This is a genomic window from Isoptericola dokdonensis DS-3, from assembly GCF_001636295.1.
GTDB lineage: Bacteria > Actinomycetota > Actinomycetes > Actinomycetales > Cellulomonadaceae > Isoptericola > Isoptericola dokdonensis.
Genome location: NZ_CP014209.1, coordinates 364,562 through 386,717 on the forward strand (window position 1 = coordinate 364,562; position 22,156 = coordinate 386,717).

Below are 22,156 nucleotides of genomic sequence, written 5' to 3' on the forward strand. Positions count from 1 at the left end.
ATGCCCCTCCACGATCCGGCCCGGACCGCGGCGGTGACCGCGTGAGCGCCGGTCTGCTCGGTCTCCTCGACGACGTCGCGGCGATCGCGAAGCTCGCGGCCGCGTCGCTGGACGACGTGGGCGCTGCGGCGGCCAAGGCGACCGCGAAGGCTGCGGGCGTCGTCGTCGACGACACCGCCGTCACCCCGCAGTACGTGCACGGCGTCGCGGCGAACCGCGAGATCCCGATCATCAAGAAGATCGCGGTCGGCTCGATCCGCAACAAGGTCTTCATCATCCTGCCGGTCGCGCTGATCCTCAGCCAGTGGGCGCCGTGGCTGCTCACGCCGATCCTCATGGTCGGCGGCACGTACCTCGCGTTCGAGGGCGCCGAGAAGATCTGGGGCCGCCTCCGCGGCCACACCGACCACCAGAAGCCCGCCGCGGTCGAGGGCCCCGACGCGGAGAAGAAGCTCGTCGCCGGGGCCGTGCGCACGGACCTCATCCTCTCGGCCGAGATCATGGTCATCGCCCTCAACGAGGTCGCCGAGGAGCCGTTCTTCTCCCGGCTGGCGATCCTCCTCGTCGTCGCGCTGGCCATCACCGTCATCGTCTACGGCGTCGTCGCGCTCATCGTGAAGATGGACGACGCCGGCCTCGCGCTCGCCGGACGGCCCTCCGCGACGAGCCAGCGGCTCGGACGCGCCCTCGTGGCCGGCATGCCGAAGGTCATGTCCGTCATCTCGGTGGTGGGCACCGTCGCCATGCTGTGGGTCGGCGGCCACATCCTGCTGGTCGGCGTCGACGAGCTGGGCTGGCACGGCCTGTACGACCTCGTCCACCACGGCGAGGAGGCGATCGCCGCCGCCGTGCCCGGCATCGGCGGGTTCCTCGCCTGGTGCTTCAACACGCTGTGCTCCGCGATCGTCGGCCTCGTCGTCGGTGCCGTCGTCGTGGCGATCATGCACGTCCTGCCGTTCGGCAAGGGCCACGGGGAGCACGAGAGCACCGGCCACGCCGGGCACGAGGACACGCACGACGGCACGGACGCGGGCCCCGTAGCGGCCCCGGACACCGACGTACCGCCGCGCGGCTAGCCTGCGCCCGGCGCAAGGCCGGCTCGGGCCCGAGGTGATGGTGGGCCCGCCACCTTCGGTACGGCGACGCGCGGCGAGGACGTCATGCGGCCGGACCGGGCAGCACGATCCAGCCCTCCCGCGACGCGAGGTCACGCAGCCCCTCGGGCGAGGGCTCGCAACGCCCCTGTCGGGCGTAGCCGGCGATGACGGCGCACAGCACGGCGTCGAGGGCGTCGTCCGAGTCCCGGCACGCCTGCGCGAAGTCCGCGAGGTCCAGGCGGGGGAACGTATCGGTCACCTTGTTCACCAGCTCGTCGCGCACGCGTCGGGCTTCCGGGTCCTGGCCCTTGTAGCCGCGGTGCGGCAGCTCCCAGATCTTCAGGGCGGCTGCGGGGTAGACCTCGATCACCGGTCCACGTCCCGACCGGTCGACGACGGTCCCGGACCGGGTGAGCATCGCCAGGATCACCGCGCAGCGCATCGCGACCGATCCGATCCGGTCGGCGGAGACGGTGAGCGGCCGCACGCCTGTCCGCTCCCAGACGTCCAGGTCGGTGGCCCGGTAGGTCAGCGGGCGTCGGTCCGGCGGGATCTGCAGGTCGTGGCCGCCGTCGCGGCGCGCGGCGACGAAGTCGACGAACGCGTCGGGCCAGCCGAGCGGGCAGTCGATCCCGGTCGTCCCGGCCGCGCGGACGACCTCGCACAGCGCGGCGTCGTCGTGGTGCCCGACGGCGCACTCCACCACGGTGGCGGCGTCGCCGTCCCAGGCGATCGTCGCCACCCCGGTCTTGCGCGGGTTCGCCGACAGGTCGATCCCTGCGGTGAGCGCGTCAACGGTGTCAGAGATGGCCACCACGGTAGGCAGAAGTCCCGCCACCCGCACCGCAGGCAGGCGCGACGAAGGCCCCGGAACCCGTGGAGGGTTCCGGGGCCTTCGCCGACCTCACGGTCGAGCGCTACGCCGGGGACGTCGCTGTCGAGCGCGACATCGAGGTGGAACTCAGATGTCGTAGAACAGCGCGGACTAGGCACGTTTCCGCAGTTCAACGACGTTGTCGGTGGCTGCCTGTGTACCGCTGGTGTATCGCGAGCGGCGGGCGAGTGCTTCGTCTACGACGTCGAGCGCCCTGTCGTTCGCGCCGCGAAGCGCATGCCCGTAGATGCGAAGCGTGAACTCCGCGGAAGCGTGTCCGAGGTTGGTTTCGCCGTAGGGCACGCACAGGACGTCGACGGCGCGGACGACGGGCGGTGTGTTCGCGCCGGTGGCGGGCGGCCGTTCCACGGTGACGGTCATGATCCTTCGCCTTTCTCGGGATGACGAGTCGGTGGTCCCCTGGTCCGGAGAGAGTTAGGCGACGTCGGTCGTCGCCGCGTTCACCAACTCGACCTACGCCGTCGATGTCCCCGGCCATCGTGGCGAACTCTTCGCGCACGGCGCGTTCGCCGGGCTCGTCGAGGCTGGACCCGCGCACTGGGCCCGCGTGCGCCTCACGGACTCGCACGTCAGCGGAGAACAGCGCCGACCCGTCGCCCGAGCAACATTCTTCACGGAGACCACAGCAGGGCTGTTCGGCACGTTCCGATTCTTCAACACGCCCGAAGGCCGCTCCGCATTCGAGAACACCAAGGAAGGAACGTACAGCGGCGTATCAATCGGATTCTTCGCGGACCAGTCCCGCACCATCACGGGCAGCATTCGGGAAGTCATCCACGCCGACCTCGCGCACGTGTCGCTCGTCGACGTCCCCGCGTACGACGGCGCCGTCATCATCGGCCTGAGCGAGAACGGCAACAACGTACCCCTCACGCCGACCCCGCGTATGGTGCTGCCCGTCCGTCGCACCGCCTCCGCCGCCGCACCGGGCAGCCGCCGACAGAGAGACGCCAAGCTCCGCGCGTTTCTCGACGCGCGACGCACTCCCTGGGCCAAGACCGGAACCTACGCCGAAGACGCCGAAGAGCGCTTCCGCGAATGGTGGGAAGCGCGGAAGCAGCGAGAGTTGGACGAGGCCATCGAAGCGATACGCGCACGAGCCGCCGAGGGGCCGTGGCCATACCGGCCGCGACGTTAGACGCGTCGGAAGGCGTGCTCATCCTCTCAAAACACGAAGTCACCCGGAATGTAGCGCTTGATGTCTATTGGCGGCAGGTCTGCCTGAAGAACGTACTGCGACACGAGAATGTGGAACATTAAAAGCGAGTGGTTGGTTGGGTAGCCACACAAGAACGAGTCTGGCGTCGGCAGGGTATTTATGTTGCCCGAGGGAACCTCGTTTAGGACGATCCCCTTATCGAGGATGCACGTGAGGTCGATTCGCAGATGCGTCGGCAAATTTGCATGTGCACTGTTGAGCGCATCGGCCACCGTCTCCATGCTCGGGCCTTCAAATGCAAATACAAAGTACATGACGGGCAGTCGTGGCCAGGTGGCTCCATAGGCGCTCACCTCGCGGACGATTACCGGATTCTCCTGAATGAAGTATGCGTCACGGTTCATCTGCTTAAGAACTCGCGCGCTCTCGGCGATCGATGGAATGTCAGCGGCCTTAAGGTGCATCTTGGACTCAACGGCCGCGATGACGCCTTCCACAGGGATAAGCCTCGCGCCGCTCTCTCGGTCTGAATAGAGAACCGGTGTCCGGTGAGCATCGTAGAGGATTACGTCCAATTGCTTGCTCTTGGCGCCGCGCGAGTCCATGACCTGTCCCCGGGCGACGCCGATGGAGTCCGGGTAGTACGACTTGAAGAACTCGCGTAACGCGGCCTCGGCCGACTCGCCCTTTGTGAGCGAGTGGCTGAACGCTGCTCTGCTTGCGCGGATGCTCGCAGTCAGGTCATCGGCAGCCGCTGCCATCGTCTCGGCAAGAGTCGTCATGTTAGGAGGGTAGTGGCACCCACCCACGAGTACGCTTCCCGCCATGGAGCTTCGCGAATGGCTGCCCCTTGTGATCTCCGGGGTGCTCGGCCTGGCAGGCATCATCGCCGGACTCTGGGGCACCCTGGCGACCCTGCGCGCCCAACGACAGCGCGACGATCGAGCAGCAATGGAACGAACCGAACAGGCGGATCGAGACGCCCAAGCCGCACGACTTGCGCACTTGCTCGACGAGCGCCGCAGCGCATACGCCGACCTCATCGCCGCGAGCATGGAGATGGCCGACCTCATTCACCAACGCATGAGGGTCGCACATCCGAGCGTCGACTACGAAGAGACCGACTACAGCCGCTCACCCGTCAAGCGCACACGCGACGGCATCGCGCTCGTGCAACTCCTTGCCCCGCCCGACGTCGGCGCTGAGGTGCGGAAGGCACTCGCTCCGCTCATGCTCGGTGATATCGATTCGCTCAACTACGCGCGCACAGGACAGGACAGCGGCGGGGTCTGGCGCTCGATCCACGACGCAGACGAGGCGGTGGGAGACATCATTAGAGTCCTCAACGCCGATCTGGTCCCATCACACGCAAAGTGACTTCTTCGCAGAACTCTCGATGAACCACGCGAGCCGTCGGAGAATTCGCGTCAACTTTTTGGTTGAGCGCGTCGACTGCTAGAGCCAACTGCTGCCCGTTTGTGTCCCAGGGCAACGGTCGACCCCTCCGAAAGATGCGAAATCCCGCGATCCGCGCCGATGTGATCGCGGGATTCTGAAAAATCTGGCCGACTCCTCTGCAGGGGTGCGCTGGCGTGTCAGCGGGCGCTGGGAGACTGGTTCCATGGAAAAGACCGTCTCGTCGGAGTTCATACGTCGCTGGTGGCGCGCCCTGCTGGAGAACGCCGCTGACCTTGTTGACGACGCAGACGCCTTGCGTGAGCGTGGTTCGTACGCGCGTGCTCCGTCGTTGACGATCCTCGCGCGCGAGGAGATCGCGAAGGCATCGTGGGTCTACGGGGCTTCCGAGGACGCGTGGACGGACACCAAACCAACGGTCACCCTGACTGGGGACCTCGCGGACGCGAGGAAGCTCCGTATGCACGGTCCGAAGATCGCGGAGTCGTTGCTTATGAGCATTGGTGCGCATGGTTCTGGGACGTCGCGCAGCCTGTCGATGTCGACGGCCTGCCGGTCGACCCGGAGGCAGTCATCGAGGCGCTGACATCTCTGTATTGCCATGTCTCTCCGCGAACGCGAGCGATGAACGACGAGAAGATGAGCGGTTTCTACGTCGATGCGGACTACGAGGCCGAGGACGTGCACGGTCCCGCCGACGCGGGCGACGACGGGTTGGTGGACCTCATCGTCGACACCGCGCGCATTGCGGAGATGCTCCTCGTCCGGGATCACTCACGCATGAAGTTTGCTGATCCTGCGGTGCCTTATGACGGAACGCACGGGTTGCAGGTCCGGTTCCTGGACTACTCGGGCGCGTTCGCCGATGAGGGCGACGACGAATAGGTGCGCCCGGGACGTGCCGTGAGCGTCCCCTGGCGCGTCGGGAGGGTCGGTCTGCTGTCGTGTCGCGGGGCGGCCGTTGGGACGCTCTGCGGCGCGGTCCGGACGTTCGTAGACGCTCGTCCACGCCGCGTCGGGCAGTGTGAGCGTGTGCGCGTCGTCCCGGGTTCAAGCCTCCGACGCGTTCGGCAGGATGCCCTCGCCGTCCTCACTGTGTACCCGTTGCGTACCGGGACGACAGAAACGGCCCCCCACCGCTGGCAAACGTTGAGAGACGTTCACGCAGGTGAGAGGCCGTTTCCGCGGCATCGTCCGAGGTCAGTTAGACCCCGGGCTTAGATGTCGTAGTAGAGCTCGAACTCGTGGGGGTGCGGACGCAGACGCACGGGGTCGATCTCGTTGGTGCGCTTGTAGTCGATCCAGGTGGTGATGAGGTCCTCGGTGAAGACGTCGCCCTGGGTCAGGTACTCGTGGTCGGCCTCGAGGGTGTCGAGGGTCTCGCCGAGCGAGCTGGGCACCTGGGCGATCTGCGCGTGCTCCTCGGGGGGCAGCTCGTACAGGTCCTTGTCGACCGGCGCCGGGGGCTCGATGCGGTTCTTGATGCCGTCGATGCCGGCGAGCAGCTGCGCGGAGAAGGCGAGGTACGGGTTCGCCGACGGATCGGGCACGCGGAACTCGACGCGCTTGGCCTTCGGGGAGGAACCGGTGACCGGGATGCGGATGCACGCGGAGCGGTTGCGGGCCGAGTAGACCAGGTTGACCGGGGCCTCGTAGCCGGGGACCAGGCGGTGGTAGGAGTTCACCGACGGGTTGGTGAACGCCAGCAGCGACGGGGCGTGCTTGAGCAGACCGCCGATGTACCAGCGGGCGATGTCCGAGAGGCCGCCGTAGCCCTTCTCGTCGTAGAACAGCGGCTCGCCGTTCAGCCACAGCGACTGGTGGGAGTGCATGCCCGAGCCGTTGTCACCGAAGATCGGCTTCGGCATGAACGTGACCGACTTGCCGGCGTTGAAGCCGACGTTCTTGATGACGTACTTGAACTTCATCAGGTCGTCGGCCGCGTGCAGCAGCGTGTTGAAGCGGTAGTTGATCTCCTGCTGGCCGGCGGTGCCCACCTCGTGGTGCGCGCGCTCGACGCTCAGGCCGACCTCGCCGAGGGTGGCGACCATGTCGTCGCGCAGGTCCGCGAAGCGGTCCGACGGGGAGGTGGGGAAGTAGCCGCCCTTGTAGCGCGTCTTGTACGCCTTGTTGCCGCCCTCCTCCTCACGACCGGTGTTCCACGCCGCCTCGACCGAGTCGATCGAGTAGAACGAGGAGTGGGAGTTGGTCTCGAAGCGCGCCTCGTCGAAGACGTAGAACTCCGCCTCGGGGGCGAAGAACGCGGTGTCCGCGATGCCGGTGGAGGCGAGGTAGGCCTCGGCCTTGGCGGCGATGTTGCGCGGGTCGCGGGAGTACGGCTCGTCCGTGAACGGGTCCACGATCGAGAAGTTGATGACGAGCGTCTTGCGCTTGCGGAACGGGTCGATGAAGGCGGTCTTGACGTCCGGGACCAGCTTCATGTCCGACTCGTGGATCGCCTGGAAGCCACGGATCGAGGAGCCGTCGAACATGAGGCCCTCCGTGAAGGAGTCCTCCGAGAACTGGTCGACGGGGATGTTGAAGTGCTGCATGACGCCCGGCAGGTCGATGAACCGGACGTCGATGAACTCCACCCCTTCGTTGCGGGTGAAGGCGATTGCCTCCTCGGCATTGGTGAACATGCATGCGCTCCTTGATGGGACGGGGCCACGTGGCTCGGCGACCATGACGCTAGGACCGTACCGTTACCCCCGCGTGGCCCGGAAGTTTCGTCCACGTTACGTAGCGCCCGATCGGGCCGCGTACCCTGGGGACATGGCCACGCGCAGAGATTTCGGGTCCTGGCTGAGCGGCCCGAACGTCCCGACAGGTGAGACGCGAGACCGTGACGGTCTCGGTCTGCCGGCCTCCGGGCCCGGGTCGCGGGCCGGCCTGGGACGTCGTGTCGTCGCCCTCTGCGTCGACTGGGCGGCCGCCAGCGCCATCAGCTACGCCTTCTTCGACTACGGCTCGCTGGCCACGCTGGGCGTCTTCGCCGCCATGAACTTCGTGCTCGTCGCGACGGTCGGCGCGACCCTCGGGCACGCGCTGCTGCGCCTGCAGGTCCGTCGCCTCGGCGTGAGGGGCCCGCACATCGTCGGGTTCGGTCGCGGAGCCCTGCGCGCCGCGCTGGTGTGCCTCGTCATCCCCGCCGTCGTGTGGGACGCCGACGGCCGCGGGCTCCACGACAAGGCGGCCGGGACCGTCATCGTGCGTCGATGACCGTCCCGGCCGCTCTGTCGTGATTCCCGCGGCCGTGCTGCGAGGACTCAGCGCCCGCGCATCCCCTTGCGGTCGGGGCGCGCCCTGAGCGGGTCGACGCCCTTCGGCACCGGCAGACGGACGCCGCCGAGGGCCTTGAGCCGCTTGCCGACCTCGCCGGCCTCGGCCCGGGTGAGCTGCTTCTTCATCTTCTGGACCTGCCGGGCGACCTTGGGCAGCGGCACCTGACCGGCCTCGCCGCCGACCTGGATGGTCGTGACGGGGACGTTCTGGATCACGCGCGTGGTGCGGCGCCGCTCGTCGTCGAGCATCCGCTGCACGCGGTGCGCCGGACCCTCGGAGACGAGGACGACGCCCGCGCGGCCGACGCCGCGGAACACGAGGTCCTGCTGGCGGTTCACCGCGACCGGCTCGTCGTCGAACGTCCAGCCGCCGCGGACCGTGCCGAGGGCGGCACGGACGGCGCCCGGCTGCCCCTCGATCTGGGTGTACGCGGCCCGCTCGGCGCGCCGGGTCAGGATGAACATCGCGGCGAGCAGCGCGAACGGCAGGCCGACGACGGCGGCGTAGATCGGGTGACCGGTGAGGAAGCCGATGAGCAGCGCGACCGCGAGCACGCCGCAGAACACCGCGAGCATCACCCAGGTGACGAGCGGGTCCTGCCGCTTCGTCATCTTGTAGGCGGACCACACCTGGTGGTACCAGCGCTGCTTCTTGGGCTTCTTCTGCTTCGGGGTGGACGCCGGCTCGCCGGCGTCGGACTTGGTGCGGGCCATGGTGCCTGATTCTACTGGGCGCGAGGAGCGACGAGGCTCGCCGCCTCCTGGCGCGAGGTGGTCGGTTCGGTGAGGTGCGCCAGGGCGGCCGGGACCGCCTCGCCGCGCTTGGTCATGGCCTGGCCCCACAGACGGCCGGCCCGGTACGACGACCGCACCAGCGGCCCCGCCATGACGCCGAGGAATCCGGTGGACTCCGCGAACTCGCTGAGCTCGACGAACTCCTCGGGGCGCACCCACCGCTCGACGGGGTGGTGGCGCAGGGAGGGGCGCAGGTACTGGGTGATGGTGATGAGGTCGCAGCCCGCGTCGTGCAGGTCCACGAGGGCCTGCTTGACCTCGTCGATGGTCTCGCCCATGCCGAGGATGAGGTTCGACTTGGTGACGAGCCCGGCCTCGCGGGCGCGGGTGAGCACGGCGAGGGAGCGGTCGTAGCGGAACGCGGGCCGGATCTGCTTGAAGATGCGCGGCACGGTCTCGACGTTGTGCGCCATGACCTCGGGCCGCGACTCGTTGACCTGGTCGAGCAGCTCGGGGATGGCGTTGAAGTCGGGGATGAGCAGCTCGACGCCGGTGCCCGGGTTGAGGGCGTGGATCTGGCGGACCGTCTCGGCGTAGAGCCAGGCGCCGCCGTCGGGCAGGTCGTCGCGGGCGACGCCGGTGACGGTCGAGTACTTCAGGCCCATCTGCTGGACGGACTCGGCGACGCGGCGGGGCTCGTCGGCGTCGAAGTCGGCGGGCTTGCCGGTGTCGATCTGGCAGAAGTCGCAGCGGCGGGTGCACTGGTCGCCACCGATGAGGAACGTCGCCTCCCGGTCCTCCCAGCACTCGAAGATGTTCGGACAGCCGGCCTCTTCGCACACGGTGTGCAGGGCTCCGCCCTTGACGAGGCTCTTCAGCTCCCGGTACTCGGGTCCCATGACCGCCCGGGTCTTGATCCACTCGGGCTTCTTCTCGATCGGGGTGGCGGCGTTGCGGGCCTCGACGCGCAGCATGCGCCTGCCCTCGGGTGCGATCGTCACGGCTCTCTCCGTCGTCGAGCGGGTGGTCGCCGGGCAGGTCGAGCGACCCGGCCGGACCCGGTCAGCCTACGTGAGCGGGCTCACCCTCGGGTCGGGGTTCCCGGTCGGTGGACGTGACGTCGGCAACACCGGGGGGTGTCGGTGGCCCGACGGTGGCCCGGTGCGCCGGGGGAGCGGTGCAGGGGGCCAGGGCCGCCCGCAGGTCGTCGACCAGGTCGTCGGCGACGTCCGCGGGCGTGACCGTGCGGCCGAGCTCCGCGCTGAGGGAGGTGACGTCGGCGTCGGTGATGCCGCAGGGGACGATGTGCCCGAACCGGCCGAGGTCGACGGCGCAGTTGAGGGCCAGGCCGTGCATGGTGACGCCCTTGGCGACACGGACGCCGACGGCGCACACCTTGCGCTCGAGCCGTGCTGCGCGCCCCGTGGCGGGGTCGCCGGGGTCGGCGGCGAGCCACACGCCGCTGCGGCCGTCGACCCGGGTCGTGGCGACCCCGAGGCGGGCGCAGGTCGCCATGACGGCCTCCTCCAGCGCACGGACGTACGCGACGACGTCGACGGGCTCCGCGAGGCGGACGATCGGGTACACGACCTGCTGGCCCGGTCCGTGCCAGGTGATCTTGCCGCCGCGGTCGACGTCGACGACGGGCGTGCCGTCGTCGGGCCGCTCGTCGCGGCGGGTGCGGCGCCCGGCGGTGTAGACGTCGGGGTGCTCGACGAGCAGGAGTGTGTCGTCGGCCGCGCCGGTGCGGACGGCCTCGTGCACCTCGCGCTGCAGCGCCCACGCCTCGTGGTAGTCGGTGAGCCCGGGCAGCCTGCGCACGTCCATCGCGTCAGCGTAGCGCCCGGTGCGGCCGGCGCCGTCGTGCGACCGGCCCGTCGTCGTGCTCGGGCGGCGTGCTCAGGCGTCGCGCCCGGACGTCGCGCCGTCGTCCTCGGGGCCGGGCTGCTCGCGGCCGGCCCGGACCATCGCGACGAGCAGCGTGCGCAGCTGCGCGGCCTGGGCGTCGTCCAGGCCGCGGGAGGTGAGGTCCTCGGCCGGCCGGTAGCGGCCGGCGGCGGCGGCGGCGCGGCGTCCGGCATCGGTGAGGTTGACGGCGCGGCGTCGCCGGTCACGCGGGTCGTCGTCGCGCGTCACGTAGGCAGACCGCTCCAGCCGCACGACGATCCGGCTCATGGTCTGCTCGGTGACGCCGTTGAGGTCGGCGAGCTCGCGCTGGGTGCGGGGCCCGGCGAGCAGGTGCAGGAGCACGGGGAACCCGGCGTGGTTCAGCTCCCACCCGGCGAGGTGGGCGTTCCACTCGCGCTCGATCCGGCGCGCGACGGTGAAGAGGAGCCTGCCCGTGGGCCACTGGGCAGGGTCCTCGCTCGTGGGCGCGGGCTCGGCGTCGCCGGGCCAGCGTGCGGGTTCGGTCACTTGCGTGGGTTCCTCCGTTCGTCCATGATACTCAGCATGCTGAGTAATAGGTGGACGGGTGTCGTCCGTGGTCTCGTCATTCTGGCAGCGATCGGGGTGTGGCTCGCGGTCGGCGCGTTCGGCGGCCAGGCGCAGGGCAACCTGAGCAGCGTCCAGACGAACGAGGCCTCCGCCTTCCTGCCCGAGAGCGCCGAGTCCACCCGGGCGGCCGAGCTCGCCGCCGAGTTCACCGACTCCGAGACCCTGCCCGCGCTCGTCGTCGTCGAGGGCGCCGACGGCGGCACCCTCACCGAGGACCAGCTCGCTGCCGTCGGCACCTACGCCGAGGCCGTCCCCGACGCCCCCCTCGAGGGCACCTCCGGGGACGAGCCCGCCACCGTCGGCGAGGTCAGCGTGGCCGACCCCGTCGTCGTCCCGTCCGAGGACGGCGAGGCCGCCCTCGTCGTCGTCTCCCTCGACGCCGACCTCGCCGGCGAGGACGTCGGCGCCGAGGAGTCCAGCGTCGCCGGGCTGTCCATCCAGGCCCTGCGCGACCTCGCCGCCGCCCCGGCCTCCGACGGCGGGCTCGCCGGCACCGACCTCGACGCCTGGGTCACCGGACCCGCCGGGTTCGTCGCCGACCTCACCAACGCGTTCGGCGCCATCGACACCGTCCTGCTCCTGGTCGCGCTCGGCGCCGTCCTCGTCATCCTCGGGCTCGTCTACCGCTCTCCCGCGCTGCCCGTCCTGGTGATCGTCAACGCCGTCCTGGCGCTCTGCCTCGCCGGGCTCGCCGTCTACCACCTCGCGGCGAGCGGCACCCTCACCCTCAACGGCCAGTCGCAGGGCATCCTGTCGATCCTCGTCGTCGGGGCGTCCGTCGACTACGCGCTGCTGATCGTCGCGCGCTACCGCGAGGAGCTGACGACCGTCGAGTCGCCCTGGACAGCCATGCGCCGTGCCGTCAAGGCGTCCTGGGAGCCGATCGCCGCCAGCGCCGGGACCGTCGTCGCCGGCCTGCTGTGCCTGCTGCTCTCCGACCTGTCGTCCAACCGCTCGCTCGGCCCCGTCGCCGCCATCGGCATCGTCGCGGCGTTCCTGGCCGCGTTCACCCTCCTGCCGGCCCTGCTGCTCATCGGCGGGCGCCGCGCCCGCTGGGTGTTCTGGCCCCGCGTGCCGCACGCCGCCACCGCCGACGTCTCCCAGGACGCCGTCGCGCCGTCGCCCACCGCCGACGCCGACGACAGCGTGGACGTCGCCGGGCACGGCGTCTGGTCCCGGGTCGCGTCCTTCGTCGGCCGCCACGACCGGGCGACGTGGATCGTCACCGCCGTGCTCCTCGCCGTCGCCGCGGCCTTCGTGCCCACGCTCGACGCCGACGGCACCGGCGACTCCGAGGTGTTCCTCACCCAGGTCGACTCCGTCGACGGCGAGGAGGTGCTCACCGCGCACTTCGAGGGCGTCTCCGCCCAGCCGGTGATCGTCGTCGCCCCGGCCGACGACCTCGACGCGGTCCTCGAGGCGGCCGAGACCACCGACGGCGTCTCCGCCGCCACGACCGTCACCGACCAGCCCGCCGCGGCCCCCGGCGCCCGGGCGCAGGGCGACCCCCTGGTGATCGACGACCAGGTCCGCGTCGACGTCACCACCGAGGCGCCGTCCGACAGCCAGGCCGCCGTGGAGACCGTCGAGGCGCTGCGCACCTCCGTGCACGACGTCTCGCCCGAGGCGCTCGTCGGCGGTGCGGCGGCCGAACGTCTGGACACCCAGCTCGCCGGGCAGCGGGACCTGCGGGTCATCGTGCCCGTCGTCCTCGCCGTCATCCTCGTCATCCTCGTGCTCCTGCTGCGGTCGGTGCTCGCCGCGGTGCTGCTCATGGCCGCCAACGTGCTGTCCTTCGGTGCCGCGCTGGGCGTCGCGGCCATCCTCTTCAACCACGTCTTCCAGTTCCCCGGTGCCGACCCGGCCGTCCCGCTCTACGCGTTCTGCTTCCTCGTGGCGCTCGGCGTCGACTACTCGATCTTCCTCATGACACGCGTCCGGGAGGAGTCGCTCGTCCACGGCACCCGGGCGGGCGTGCTCCGCGGCCTCGCGGTCACCGGGTCGGTCATCACGTCGGCCGGCGTCGTCCTGGCCGCCACGTTCGCCGCCCTGGGCGTCATCCCGCTGCTGTTCCTCGCCCAGCTCGCGTTCATCGTCGCCTTCGGGGTGCTCGTGGACACCCTCGTCGTGCGCAGCCTGCTCGTCCCGGCGCTGGTCCACGACATCGGGGACCGTGTGTGGTGGCCGTCGCGCCTCGCCCGCGGCGCCGCCCGGCACCGCGACACCGCCGCGTCCTGAGGGGCCGCCTGCCCCGCCGTCGGGCACCATGGAGCCCATGGCGCAGCAGACGGCGAACGAGACGACCTCCGAGCAGGACGGGCCGGCGGCGCCGGCCCGTCCGCCGAGGATCGCGATCATCGGGTACGGCGGCGCCGGGCGGGAGATCCACGCCCGGCTCGCCGCCGAGGCAGGCCTCCCCGTCACGGCCGTCGTCACCCGGGACCCCGGCCGGCGGGCGCAGGCCGCCGGGGACTGGCCGGGGGCCCGGCTGCTCCCCGACCTCGACGCGCTGCTCGCCGCGCGGACGACCTACGACCTCGTCGTCGTGGCCAGCCCGACGGCGCTGCACGCCGAGCAGGCCGCCGCGCTCGCCCGCGCCGGCGTGCCCTTCGTGCTCGACAAGCCCATCGGCGTCGACGCGCACGAGGCGCGGGCGGTCGTCGCGGAGGCGGCCGCGACCGGGACCCCGTTCACCGTCTTCCAGAACCGGCGCTGGGACCCGGAGCAGCTCACGCTGACCGCGCTGCTGGAGCGGGGGACCCTCGGTGACGTGCACACGTTCGAGCGCCGCTGGGAGCGGTGGCGCCCCGTGCCGCGCAAGCGGTGGAAGGAGAACGACCGGGCCGGTGGTGGGCTCCTGCTCGACCTCGGTCCGCACCTCGTGGACTCCGCGACCCGGCTCTTCGGGCCGGTGACCGACGTGTGGGCGCAGACCCGCGCGCTGACCACGCCCACCGAGGACGACGTGTTCCTCGTCCTCACCCATGCCGCCGGCGGCGGGGTGGCGGCCTCGCCCCACGCCGTCGTGTCACGGCTGTGGGCCGGATCGGTGGTCGGGGCGCCCGGCCCCCGCACCCGCGTGCTGGGGACCGGCGGCGCGTACCTCGTCACGACGTTCGAGCAGGACGCGTCCCCGCTGGAGGTCTTCGACGACGCCGCGCCGGCCGGCAGCCTCGGCTGGCTGACCCGGGGCCGCGACCGTGAGCCCGTGCCCGCCGCGCCCGGCGGGCACGCCGACTTCTACCGCGCGCTGGGCCCCTGGCTCGCGGGGGACGCCCCCGCGCCCGTCGACCCGGCCGACGCGGTCCGCACCGCCGAGGTGCTCGACGCCGCCCGGGTCTCGGCCCGCGACGGACGCCGCGTCGACCTCTGAGCCGAGCCGCCCCGCTGGGGCCGCCCCGGTCGTCCGGCGCCTGTGGACGACCGCTGCGGCCGGCCCGCCCGACGGTGTTCGATGTTCCCGTGCGCACCGACGTCGTCCTCACCGTCCCCGCCGACGCCGCCGCCCGCGAGGCGCTCCTCGACCGGCTGGCGCGGCTCGCCGCGACCGAGCACGACGGCCTCGACCCCGTCGGTGCCGCGCGGACCGGCCCGTCCGGGACGCTGCACGTCGCGCGTGGCGGCGGGGTGGCGACCGACATGGCCACCGTGCTGTCGGTGCGCGGCCGCTGCTCGGCCGCGGAGTCGTCCGGCGTCCTCGTGGCGCTCGCCGGGGCGCTGGCGGCCCTGCACGACGCCGGACTCGTCCACGGCCCGCTCGCGGCGGGTGACGTCGTCGTGGACCTCGGCGGCCGGCCCCGCCTGCGGCCCCGTCCTGAACCCCCGGCCGGCGCGTGGGAGGAGGCCGACGACGTGCACGCCCTGGCCGGACTGGTCGCGTCGCTCACCGTCGACGGCGACGGGGACGACGTGGTCGCGCTGCGCGCCGCGCTCGCCCCGGCGCTGGCGGCGGATCCGCGCGTGCGCCCGGAGGCGGGCACGCTCGCCGCCCGCGCGCACGACGCCGTGGCGTCCGAACCCGTGCACCTGCCCGAACCCGCCACCCTCGCCGCGGCCGCCCTCGGCCGGACTGCCGGACGGTCGACCCGGCAGGTCGCCGCTCCCGGACGGGTGCGGCACCGGCGCGCCCGTCGCGCCGGGCGGAATCCCGTCGTCGGCCGTACCGCCCGCCGCCGGGCCGGTCCCGCGGTGCGACGCCCCGTGGCACGTGGTCGGGTGCTGGTGGGAGCGGCCGGGGTGGCGCTCGTCGTCGGGCTGCTCGTCGCCGGAGGCCTGCACCTCGTCGGGCCCGCGGGCGCCCCGGCCACGGCGCAGGCCGGTTCGCCGCTGCCCGAGTCCGGGCTGCCGACGGACGACGCCTGGCTGCGCGACCCGGCGGACCCGGCGGGGGCCGCCGAGGCGCTCACCGCGCGCCGCGTCGCGCTGCTCGCCGGGGAGGGCAGCGTCACGGGACTCGCGGTGGCCGGCTCGCCCGCCGCGGCGGAAGCCGCAGAGCTCGTCGCCGGCACCGGTGGTGTCGAGGTCGTCGGCCCCGCGGTGACCGTGCACGACGCCCGGGTCGAGTCGGGCCCGCGCGGCGGAGCCGCCGTCGTGGCGGTGGACTACGTGGTCGAGGCGCACGTGCAGCGCGCCGCCGACGGCACCACCACGCAGGTGCCCGCCGGGTCGCCGCGTACCGCCGTCCTGCACCTGCGGTGGACCGACGCCGGGTGGCGGGTCAGCGACGTCGGCGGATGAGACGCCGCAGGGCGGGCACCCGGCCACCGACGGTCGACCGACCGTGGTGACGAGGTGCCCGCCCTGCGGGCGTGCCGGACCTGTCAGAGACCGAGCTCGGCCTCGAACGCGCCCTCCTCGATGCGGTTCTTCACCGCGGCGAGGAAGCGGGCGGCGTCGGCGCCGTCGACCAGACGGTGGTCGTACGACAGGAAGAGGTACGCCATCTGGCGGATCGCGATGGTCTCCTCGCCGTCCGGACCGGTGACCACGACGGGCTTCTTCGTGATCGTGCCGGTGCCGAGGATGGCGACCTGGCCCACCGGGACGATCGGGGTGTCGATGAGCGCCCCGCCCGAGCCGGTGTTCGTGATCGTGAAGGTGGCGCCGCTGAGGTCGTCCGGACCGACCTTGTTGTCCCGGGTGCGGGACGCGAGGTCGCCGATCTGGCGGGCGATGCCGGCCAGGTTGAGGTCACCGGCGTTCTTGATGACCGGCACGATCAGGCCACGCTCGGTGTCGACCGCGAGGCCGATGTTCTCCGAGGAGTGGTACGTGATCTCGCCCTTGGCGGTGTCGATCGAGGCGTTGACCTTCGGGAACGCCTTGAGCGCCTCGACGGCGGCCAGCGTGTAGAACGGCAGGAACGTGAGGTTCGCGCCCTCGCGCGCCTTGAAGTCCGCCTTGGCCCGAGTACGGAGCTTGGCGACCTTCGTGACGTCGACCTCGACCACCGTGGTGAGCTGGGCCTGGGTCTGCATCGCCTCGAGCATGCGCTCGGCGACGACCTTGCGCAGACGCGACATCTTCTCGGTCGTCCCGCGCAGCGGGGAGACCTCGGGGACCGACGGCTTCTTCGGGGCCGGGGCCGCCGGAGCGGCCGCGGCGGGAGCCGGAGCGGCCGCCTTCTCGGCCGCGGCGAGCACGTCCTCCTTGCGGACGCGGCCGCCGACGCCGGTGCCCTGGAGGGTCGAGACGTCGACGCCCTTCTCCGCGGCGAGCTTGCGCACGAGCGGGGTCAGGTACGAACCGCGACCGCCCTGGGCGGACGCGGCGGGCGCGGGCTCGGCCTTCTTCTCCGGTGCGGGGGCCGGGGAGGCGGGCTGCTCCTGCGGCTTCGGCGCCGCGGGAGCCGGCGAGGCGGGAGCCTCGGCGGGCTTCTCCTCGGCCTTCTCCTGCGGGGCGGGGGCCTCGGCGGGCTTCTCCTCGGCCTTGGCCGGGGCGGCGCCCGAGCCGACGACCGCCAGGACGGCGCCGACCTCGACGGTCTCGTCCTCGGCGGCACGGATCTCGAGGAGGGTGCCGGCCACGGGGGACGGGACCTCGGTGTCGACCTTGTCGGTCGAGACCTCCAGGAGCGGCTCGTCGACGGCGATCTCGTCACCGACCTCCTTGAGCCAGCGGGTGACGGTGCCCTCGGTGACCGACTCGCCGAGCGCCGGCAGGGTCACCTCGGTGCCCTCACCGCCACCGGACGGTGCGGGGGAGGCGGCGGGCTCCTCGGACTTCTGCTGGGCGGGCTCCTCGGCCGGCGCGGCAGGCTCCTCGGCGGGCGCGGAGGCCTCGGCCTCGGCGGAGCCCTGGGCGTCACCGGCGTCGTCGGACCCTGCGCCGGAGCCGTCACCGATGACGGCGAGGACGGCGCCGACCTCGACGGTCTCGTCCTCCTCGGCCAGGATCTGCTCGAGCACACCGGCGACGGGCGACGGGATCTCCGTGTCGACCTTGTCGGTGGAGACCTCGAGCAAGGGCTCGTCGACCTCGACGGTGTCACCGACGGACTTGAGCCAGCGGGTGACGGTGCCCTCGGTGACGGACTCGCCGAGTGCGGGCAGCTGCACGTTCTCAGACATGACCTGTGGGGTCTCCTTCGATCAGTGGGTCAGGCGACGTGCCGGACGGGGCCGGTCGGACGACCGGCCGTGTCCACGTGGGTTGCCGCTTTCCTGGGTCACTCCGAGTCATCTTGTCACTACCTGGTGCTGCACCCCAATCGAGGTCGCCCCTCCAGAATTGTGATGCTCGGTACACCCTGCCCGGTTCGGGGGACTTTCGGCACGCGCTTGCCCGTCGCCGTCAGAACGTCGGTGACCGCGCTCACCGCCGGGAGGCGGCGGTAGTCTCTCGACATGTCCCTGAGGTCAGCCCTGGACCGACTGCTCGGCCGCACCGCCCCGTCGTCGTCGGCGCCCGTCGCCACGGGTGGGGGAAGGAGCGCCGCCGTCGCCCACCTGCAGGAGTTCGTGTCCTCGCGCGTAGGTGTCGAGGCCTACGTGGAGCCCCCCAACGCGCAGACCCCGGCCACCGTGCTGCTGGTCGCCACCACGGGGGAGTGGACCCGCCGTCGCGTCCCGGACGAGCAGACCGGCTTCGAGGTGGCCCGCTCCCTCGGCATCCCCGTCTACAACGTCCGCTTCACCGGCTACCCGCAGCGCATGCGCGACTGGAACACCGCGCAGCGCGCCGAGCAGAAGAAGCGCGCCACCCGCCGCTGACCGGCCCGGCCGCGGTGCCGGCCGACGTCGACGGCTCCCTGCACGGACCGACAGCCGATGTGCGAGGCCCTGCAGCACGGCTCGACCCGACATCGTCGCGTCCGCAGGTGCAGGGCGAACGGACGACGACAGGGTGAGGCCCGGTCTGCGCCACGCGCGACGTGGTGCAGACCGGGCCTCACCCGGAACGGGACCGGCGAGGGTCAGACCCCCGCGCGGCTCTCGAGGAACCCGAGCATGGTGCGGACGCCGGTGCCGGTGCCGCCGGCGGGCGTGTAGCCGTGGGCGCCCTTCTCGTTGAACGCCGGGCCGGCGATGTCGAGGTGGGCCCACGGGGTCTCGCCGACGAACTCGCGCAGGAAGAGGCCGGCGGCGAGCATGCCGCCCCAGCGCTCACCGACGTTGGCGATGTCGGCGACCTTCGACTTGAGGCCCTCGGCGATCTCGCCGGGCAGCGGCATGGGCCAGAACTGCTCGCCGACGGTGTCGGCGGCGGCCTTGACCTCGTCGCGCACGTCGTCGGTGCCCATGACCGCCGAGACGCGGCGGCCGAGGGCGACCATCTGCGCGCCGGTGAGGGTGGCGATGTCGAGGACGACGTCGTGACCGTCCTCGACGGCGGAGACGAGGCCGTCGGCCATGACGAGGCGGCCCTCGGCGTCGGTGTTGAGGATCTCGACGGTCTTGCCGCCGCGGATGGCGACGACGTCGCCGGGGCGCTGCGCGTTGCCGCCGGGCATGTTCTCGGCGAGGCAGAGGTAACCGGTGACGGCGACGGGCAGGCCGAGGCGTGCGGCGGCGACGACGGTGTGCAGGACGGCGGCGGCGCCGGCCATGTCGGACTTCATGGTGTCCATGCCGGCGGCGGGCTTGATGGAGATGCCGCCGGTGTCGAAGGTGATGCCCTTGCCGACGAGCGCGACCTTGGTGGTGGCCTTGGCGGGGGTGTAGGCGACCTTGACGAGGCGGGGGCCGCGGGCGGAGCCCTGGCCGACGCCGGTGAGGCCGCCGTAGCCGCCGGCGGCGAGCTGCTTGTCGTCGAGGACGGTGACCTTGACGCCCTTGGCACCGGTCTCCTTGACGGCGGCCTTGGCGGCGTCGGCGAAGGAGGCGGGGTAGAGGTCGTTGGGGGCGGCGTTGACCAGGTCGCGGGTGCCGTGGACGGCGGCGGCGAGGATCTCGGCGCGCGCGACGGCGGCCTTGGCGGCGCTCGTGCGGGCGAAGCCGGTGGCGACCTGGAGGGTCGCGACGGGCGCCTGCTTGGCGGCGGCCTTCGCGTCCCGGTAGGTCGTGTAGGCGTACGCGCCGTACAGGGCGCCCTCGACGACGGCGCCGAGCTCGGTCTCGTCGACGGCGGGCAACGCGAGCACGGCGGAGGTGGATCCGGCGAGGGAGCGCACGGCCGCGCCGGCGGACTCGCGCAGGGCCTCGCGGTCGAACGTGCCGTCGGCGTCGCGCTCGCCGAGACCGACGAGCACGAGGACGTCGGCGGCGACGTCGGGGCCGGCGGGGAGGGTGCGGACCTCCTGGCGGGCGCCGGTGACGCCGAGCCGGGGGGCGAGGGTCTCGATCTGCTCCACCAGGGTGGCGGGGAGCTGGTCGGCGACGACGGCGACGCCGTCGGACGTGAGGCACGTCCCGACGACGAGGGCGTCGGCGGCGATGCGGGCGGGGTTCTTCGCGGTCAGGGTGAGGTCAGCCACGGTGCCCAGGCTAACGCGACCGGACGGGTCGGGTCGTCGCAGGGCACGGGTAGTCTGCGGACGTGGTCCTTCCCCTCTACGTGCTCGCCCTGGTGCTGTGCGCGGCACTGGCCGGCTGGGCGGCGTGGTTCGTCGTGCGTGACCGTGCGGTGGTGCTGCGCCAGCTGTTCGGTGCGGCCGCCGTCGAGGCCGTCCTGGTCGTGCAGGCGGTCGTGGCGGGCGTGCTGCAGGCGGGGGGTCACGAGGTCGACGGTCCGCTGTTCTGGGGCTACCTGCTGACCGCCGCCCTGCTGCTGCCGATCGCGGCGGCGTGGGCGTTCGCGGAGCGGACCCGCTGGTCGTCGGTGGTGCTGCTGGTCGCGTCCCTGACGGTCGCGTTCCTCCAGTGGCGGCTCTGGATCATCTGGGAGGGTGGCGCGTGACCGAGGGTGCGAGGTCGACGGGGCAGGGCTTCGGCCGGCTGCTCGTCACGGTGTACGGGGTGCTGGCCTTCGCGGCGCTGGGCCGGTCGGTGTACCAGGTGATCTTCCAGCTCGACGAGGCGCCGCTGGCCTACCTGCTGTCCGCGTTCGCCGCCGCCGTGTACGTGGTGGCCACGCTCGCGCTGGCGCTCGGCGCCCGTCCCGCGTGGCGGCGCACCGCATGGGTCGCCGTGGTGGTCGAGGCGGTGGGTGTGCTCGTCGTCGGGACGCTCTCGTTCTGGCACGCCGAGCTGTTCCCCGAGGCGACCGTGTGGTCGCACCTGGGCCAGGGCTACGGTTATGTGCCGCTCGTCCTGCCCTTCGTGGGGCTGTGGTGGCTCTGGCACACTCGGCCACGGCACCGTGCCCGACCCGACACGTCCCGATCCGCGGAGGACCGATGACCCCGTACTCCCTGTTGTTCGACGCCGTGTTCAAGGGCATGGACCCGGAACGGGCGCACGAGCTGGCGTTCCGCGCGATCGAGGTCGCCGGGAAGGTCCCGGTGGTGCGGGACGTCGTCCAGGGCGCGCTCGCCCCGTACCTGGGGCGCGGGGTCGGCGGTCCGGGCAGCGTGGAGGTCCTGGGCCGCACGGTCCCGGCGCCCTTCGGCCTGGCGGGCGGGTTCGACAAGAACGCCCGGGCGGTGCGCGGCCTGACGATGCTCGGCTTCGGGTTCGTCGAGGTCGGCACGGTGACGCCGCGGCCGCAGCCGGGCAACGAGGCGCCCCGCATGTGGCGCGAGCTGGACCTGCGTGGTGTGCGCAACCGCATGGGCTTCAACAACGACGGCGCCGCGGAGATGGCGGAGCGGCTGCGCGCCCTGCGCCGCACCGCTGCCGGCCGGGCCGCCGTCGTCGGGGTCAACATCGGCAAGAACAAGACGACGTCGGCCGCGGACGCGGCGGCCGACTACGCGGCGTGCGCGCGGCTGCTCGCGCCGCACGCGGACTACCTGGTGGTCAACGTGTCGTCGCCGAACACCCCCGGCCTGCGGGACCTGCAGACGACCGCCGAGCTGCGCCCGATCCTCGCCGCCGCCCGCGAGGCGGCCGACGCCGCGACCGCGGCGGCGGGGGTGCGCCGCACCCCGCTGCTGGTCAAGATCGCCCCCGACCTGGCGGACGCCGACGTGGACGCCGTGGCGGACCTCGCGCTCGACCTGGGTCTGGACGGTGTCGTCGCCGTGAACACGACCATCGGTCACGACCGGGGGCCCGGTGGGCTCTCGGGCCCGATGCTGCTGCCGCGCGGGCTGGAGGTCGTCGCGCGGCTGCGCGAGCGGCTCGGCCCGGACCCGGTCGTCATCGGTGTCGGGGGCGTGCGCGCGGCCGACGACGTGCGCGCCTACCTGCGGGCGGGGGCGGACCTCGTCCAGGGCTACACGTCGTTCGTCTACGAGGGCCCGATGTGGCCGTCGCGCATCAACCGTGCGCTGACCCGGTCGGCCGGGTCGATCAGCGCGGGGAGCATCGCGTGATCCGGCCTCGCTGGGAGTGGGCGCTGGAGGGCGAGGACGGTGCGCGGCTGGACGCCTCGCTGAGCCCGGTGTTCAGCACGCAGTTCGACGCCGAGCAGTGGCTGGGGGAGCACTGGCGCGGCCTCGCGGCGGCGGGGGCGGTGCAGGCCCGGCTGCTGAGCGAGGGGCAGCAGGTCACGCCGTCGGTGTCGTTCCGCACCCCCTGACGGCCTGCTCGCA

At 72.2% G+C, this 22,156-nt stretch carries 24 protein-coding genes; 14 read left to right on the top strand and 10 right to left on the bottom strand.

Annotated features, from left to right (window positions below):
• The first annotated feature begins 41 nt into the window (after positions 1–41).
• Positions 42–1,076 carry a DUF808 domain-containing protein gene (locus I598_RS01685; RefSeq protein ID WP_083972761.1) on the top strand — a complete coding sequence of 345 codons (1,035 nt, stop codon included), beginning with the start codon at positions 42–44 and terminating at the stop codon, positions 1,074–1,076.
• Positions 1,077–1,158: 82 nt separating this feature from the next.
• On the opposite strand, the gene I598_RS01690 is transcribed toward I598_RS01685, so the two are convergent.
• Both I598_RS01690 and I598_RS01695 read right to left on the bottom strand, forming a co-directional pair.
• On the bottom strand, positions 1,159–1,911 hold the full coding sequence (locus I598_RS01690; RefSeq protein WP_198155728.1) for a DUF429 domain-containing protein: 753 nt from the start codon (positions 1,909–1,911) through the stop codon (positions 1,159–1,161).
• A gap of 171 nt (positions 1,912–2,082) precedes the next feature.
• Positions 2,083–2,352 (bottom strand): hypothetical protein, encoded by a 270-nt coding sequence (locus tag I598_RS01695; RefSeq protein ID WP_068200720.1) that lies wholly within the window; start codon positions 2,350–2,352, stop codon positions 2,083–2,085.
• A gap of 187 nt (positions 2,353–2,539) precedes the next feature.
• On the opposite strand from I598_RS01695, the gene I598_RS01700 reads away from it, so the two are divergent.
• Positions 2,540–3,130 (top strand): HK97 family phage prohead protease, encoded by a 591-nt coding sequence (locus tag I598_RS01700; RefSeq protein ID WP_068200722.1) that lies wholly within the window; start codon positions 2,540–2,542, stop codon positions 3,128–3,130.
• A gap of 26 nt (positions 3,131–3,156) precedes the next feature.
• On the opposite strand, the gene I598_RS01705 is transcribed toward I598_RS01700, so the two are convergent.
• Positions 3,157–3,933, bottom strand: coding sequence for a DUF6602 domain-containing protein (locus I598_RS01705; RefSeq protein ID WP_068200724.1), 777 nt, complete (start codon positions 3,931–3,933; stop codon positions 3,157–3,159).
• Positions 3,934–3,976: 43 nt separating this feature from the next.
• Between I598_RS01705 and I598_RS01710 the strand changes: the two genes are divergently transcribed.
• The 3 genes from I598_RS01710 to I598_RS01720 all read left to right on the top strand — a co-directional run bounded on the left by I598_RS01710 (position 3,977) and on the right by I598_RS01720 (position 5,452).
• Positions 3,977–4,528, top strand: coding sequence for a hypothetical protein (locus I598_RS01710; protein WP_068200727.1), 552 nt, complete (start codon positions 3,977–3,979; stop codon positions 4,526–4,528).
• A 244-nt stretch (positions 4,529–4,772) separates the two neighbouring features.
• Positions 4,773–5,153 (top strand): AbiV family abortive infection protein, encoded by a 381-nt coding sequence (locus I598_RS01715; RefSeq protein WP_068200729.1) that lies wholly within the window; start codon positions 4,773–4,775, stop codon positions 5,151–5,153.
• Between the two features lie 38 nt (positions 5,154–5,191).
• Positions 5,192–5,452 (top strand): hypothetical protein, encoded by a 261-nt coding sequence (locus I598_RS01720; RefSeq protein WP_068200732.1) that lies wholly within the window; start codon positions 5,192–5,194, stop codon positions 5,450–5,452.
• A 332-nt stretch (positions 5,453–5,784) separates the two neighbouring features.
• Here I598_RS01720 and glnA read toward each other — a convergent pair whose 3' ends face one another.
• On the bottom strand, positions 5,785–7,209 hold the full coding sequence (glnA, locus tag I598_RS01725) for a type I glutamate--ammonia ligase (RefSeq protein WP_068200734.1): 1,425 nt from the start codon (positions 7,207–7,209) through the stop codon (positions 5,785–5,787).
• A gap of 133 nt (positions 7,210–7,342) precedes the next feature.
• Here glnA and I598_RS01730 point away from each other — a divergent pair, with 133 nt between their 5' ends.
• Positions 7,343–7,789: an RDD family protein gene (locus tag I598_RS01730; protein WP_198155729.1), complete on the top strand. Its 447-nt coding sequence runs from the start codon at positions 7,343–7,345 to the stop codon at positions 7,787–7,789.
• 47 nt (positions 7,790–7,836) lie between these two features.
• Here I598_RS01730 and I598_RS01735 read toward each other — a convergent pair whose 3' ends face one another.
• The 4 genes from I598_RS01735 to I598_RS01750 all read right to left on the bottom strand — a co-directional run bounded on the left by I598_RS01735 (position 7,837) and on the right by I598_RS01750 (position 11,001).
• A complete protein-coding gene (locus I598_RS01735; RefSeq protein ID WP_068200736.1) occupies positions 7,837–8,565 on the bottom strand; it encodes a DUF4191 domain-containing protein in 729 nt (242 codons plus the stop codon).
• 11 nt (positions 8,566–8,576) lie between these two features.
• Entirely contained in the window at positions 8,577–9,587 is a 1,011-nt protein-coding gene (gene lipA / locus I598_RS01740) for a lipoyl synthase (RefSeq protein WP_068200738.1), read from the bottom strand.
• A gap of 61 nt (positions 9,588–9,648) precedes the next feature.
• Positions 9,649–10,413 (bottom strand): lipoyl(octanoyl) transferase LipB, encoded by a 765-nt coding sequence (gene lipB / locus I598_RS01745; protein WP_083972762.1) that lies wholly within the window; start codon positions 10,411–10,413, stop codon positions 9,649–9,651.
• Positions 10,414–10,485: 72 nt separating this feature from the next.
• The gene (locus I598_RS01750; RefSeq protein ID WP_068200740.1) at positions 10,486–11,001 is read right to left on the bottom strand and encodes a MarR family winged helix-turn-helix transcriptional regulator; all 516 of its coding nucleotides are present in this window, start codon (positions 10,999–11,001) and stop codon (positions 10,486–10,488) included.
• A 24-nt stretch (positions 11,002–11,025) separates the two neighbouring features.
• Here I598_RS01750 and I598_RS01755 point away from each other — a divergent pair, with 24 nt between their 5' ends.
• The 3 genes from I598_RS01755 (at position 11,026) to I598_RS01765 (ending at position 15,819) form a co-directional block, all read left to right on the top strand.
• The gene (locus tag I598_RS01755) at positions 11,026–13,320 is read left to right on the top strand and encodes an MMPL family transporter (protein WP_068200742.1); all 2,295 of its coding nucleotides are present in this window, start codon (positions 11,026–11,028) and stop codon (positions 13,318–13,320) included.
• 37 nt (positions 13,321–13,357) lie between these two features.
• On the top strand, positions 13,358–14,455 hold the full coding sequence (locus tag I598_RS01760) for a Gfo/Idh/MocA family protein (RefSeq protein WP_083972763.1): 1,098 nt from the start codon (positions 13,358–13,360) through the stop codon (positions 14,453–14,455).
• A gap of 89 nt (positions 14,456–14,544) precedes the next feature.
• Positions 14,545–15,819 (top strand): hypothetical protein, encoded by a 1,275-nt coding sequence (locus I598_RS01765; RefSeq protein WP_068200743.1) that lies wholly within the window; start codon positions 14,545–14,547, stop codon positions 15,817–15,819.
• Between the two features lie 83 nt (positions 15,820–15,902).
• On the opposite strand, the gene sucB is transcribed toward I598_RS01765, so the two are convergent.
• Complete coding sequence (sucB, locus tag I598_RS01770; RefSeq protein ID WP_068200745.1) at positions 15,903–17,651, bottom strand: 2-oxoglutarate dehydrogenase, E2 component, dihydrolipoamide succinyltransferase; 1,749 nt, start codon at positions 17,649–17,651, stop codon at positions 15,903–15,905.
• Between the two features lie 276 nt (positions 17,652–17,927).
• Here sucB and I598_RS01775 point away from each other — a divergent pair, with 276 nt between their 5' ends.
• On the top strand, positions 17,928–18,293 hold the full coding sequence (locus I598_RS01775; RefSeq protein WP_068200747.1) for an oxidoreductase: 366 nt from the start codon (positions 17,928–17,930) through the stop codon (positions 18,291–18,293).
• Positions 18,294–18,496: 203 nt separating this feature from the next.
• Here I598_RS01775 and I598_RS01780 read toward each other — a convergent pair whose 3' ends face one another.
• Complete coding sequence (locus tag I598_RS01780) at positions 18,497–19,996, bottom strand: leucyl aminopeptidase (RefSeq protein ID WP_068200749.1); 1,500 nt, start codon at positions 19,994–19,996, stop codon at positions 18,497–18,499.
• Between the two features lie 62 nt (positions 19,997–20,058).
• Here I598_RS01780 and I598_RS01785 point away from each other — a divergent pair, with 62 nt between their 5' ends.
• The 4 genes from I598_RS01785 to I598_RS01800 are packed head-to-tail and all read left to right on the top strand — an operon-like array spanning position 20,059 to position 22,143.
• Positions 20,059–20,418, top strand: a complete 360-nt coding sequence (locus tag I598_RS01785; RefSeq protein ID WP_068200751.1) for a hypothetical protein — start codon at positions 20,059–20,061, stop codon at positions 20,416–20,418.
• Positions 20,415–20,861: a hypothetical protein gene (locus I598_RS01790; protein ID WP_068200753.1), complete on the top strand. Its 447-nt coding sequence runs from the start codon at positions 20,415–20,417 to the stop codon at positions 20,859–20,861. Before I598_RS01785 ends, I598_RS01790 begins: the two co-directional genes overlap by 4 nt.
• Positions 20,858–21,937: a quinone-dependent dihydroorotate dehydrogenase gene (locus I598_RS01795; RefSeq protein ID WP_068200755.1), complete on the top strand. Its 1,080-nt coding sequence runs from the start codon at positions 20,858–20,860 to the stop codon at positions 21,935–21,937. The genes I598_RS01790 and I598_RS01795 overlap by 4 nt, the downstream gene beginning before the upstream one ends.
• A complete protein-coding gene (locus I598_RS01800) occupies positions 21,934–22,143 on the top strand; it encodes a hypothetical protein (RefSeq protein WP_068200756.1) in 210 nt (69 codons plus the stop codon). The genes I598_RS01795 and I598_RS01800 overlap by 4 nt, the downstream gene beginning before the upstream one ends.
• Positions 22,144–22,156: the final 13 nt, after the last annotated feature.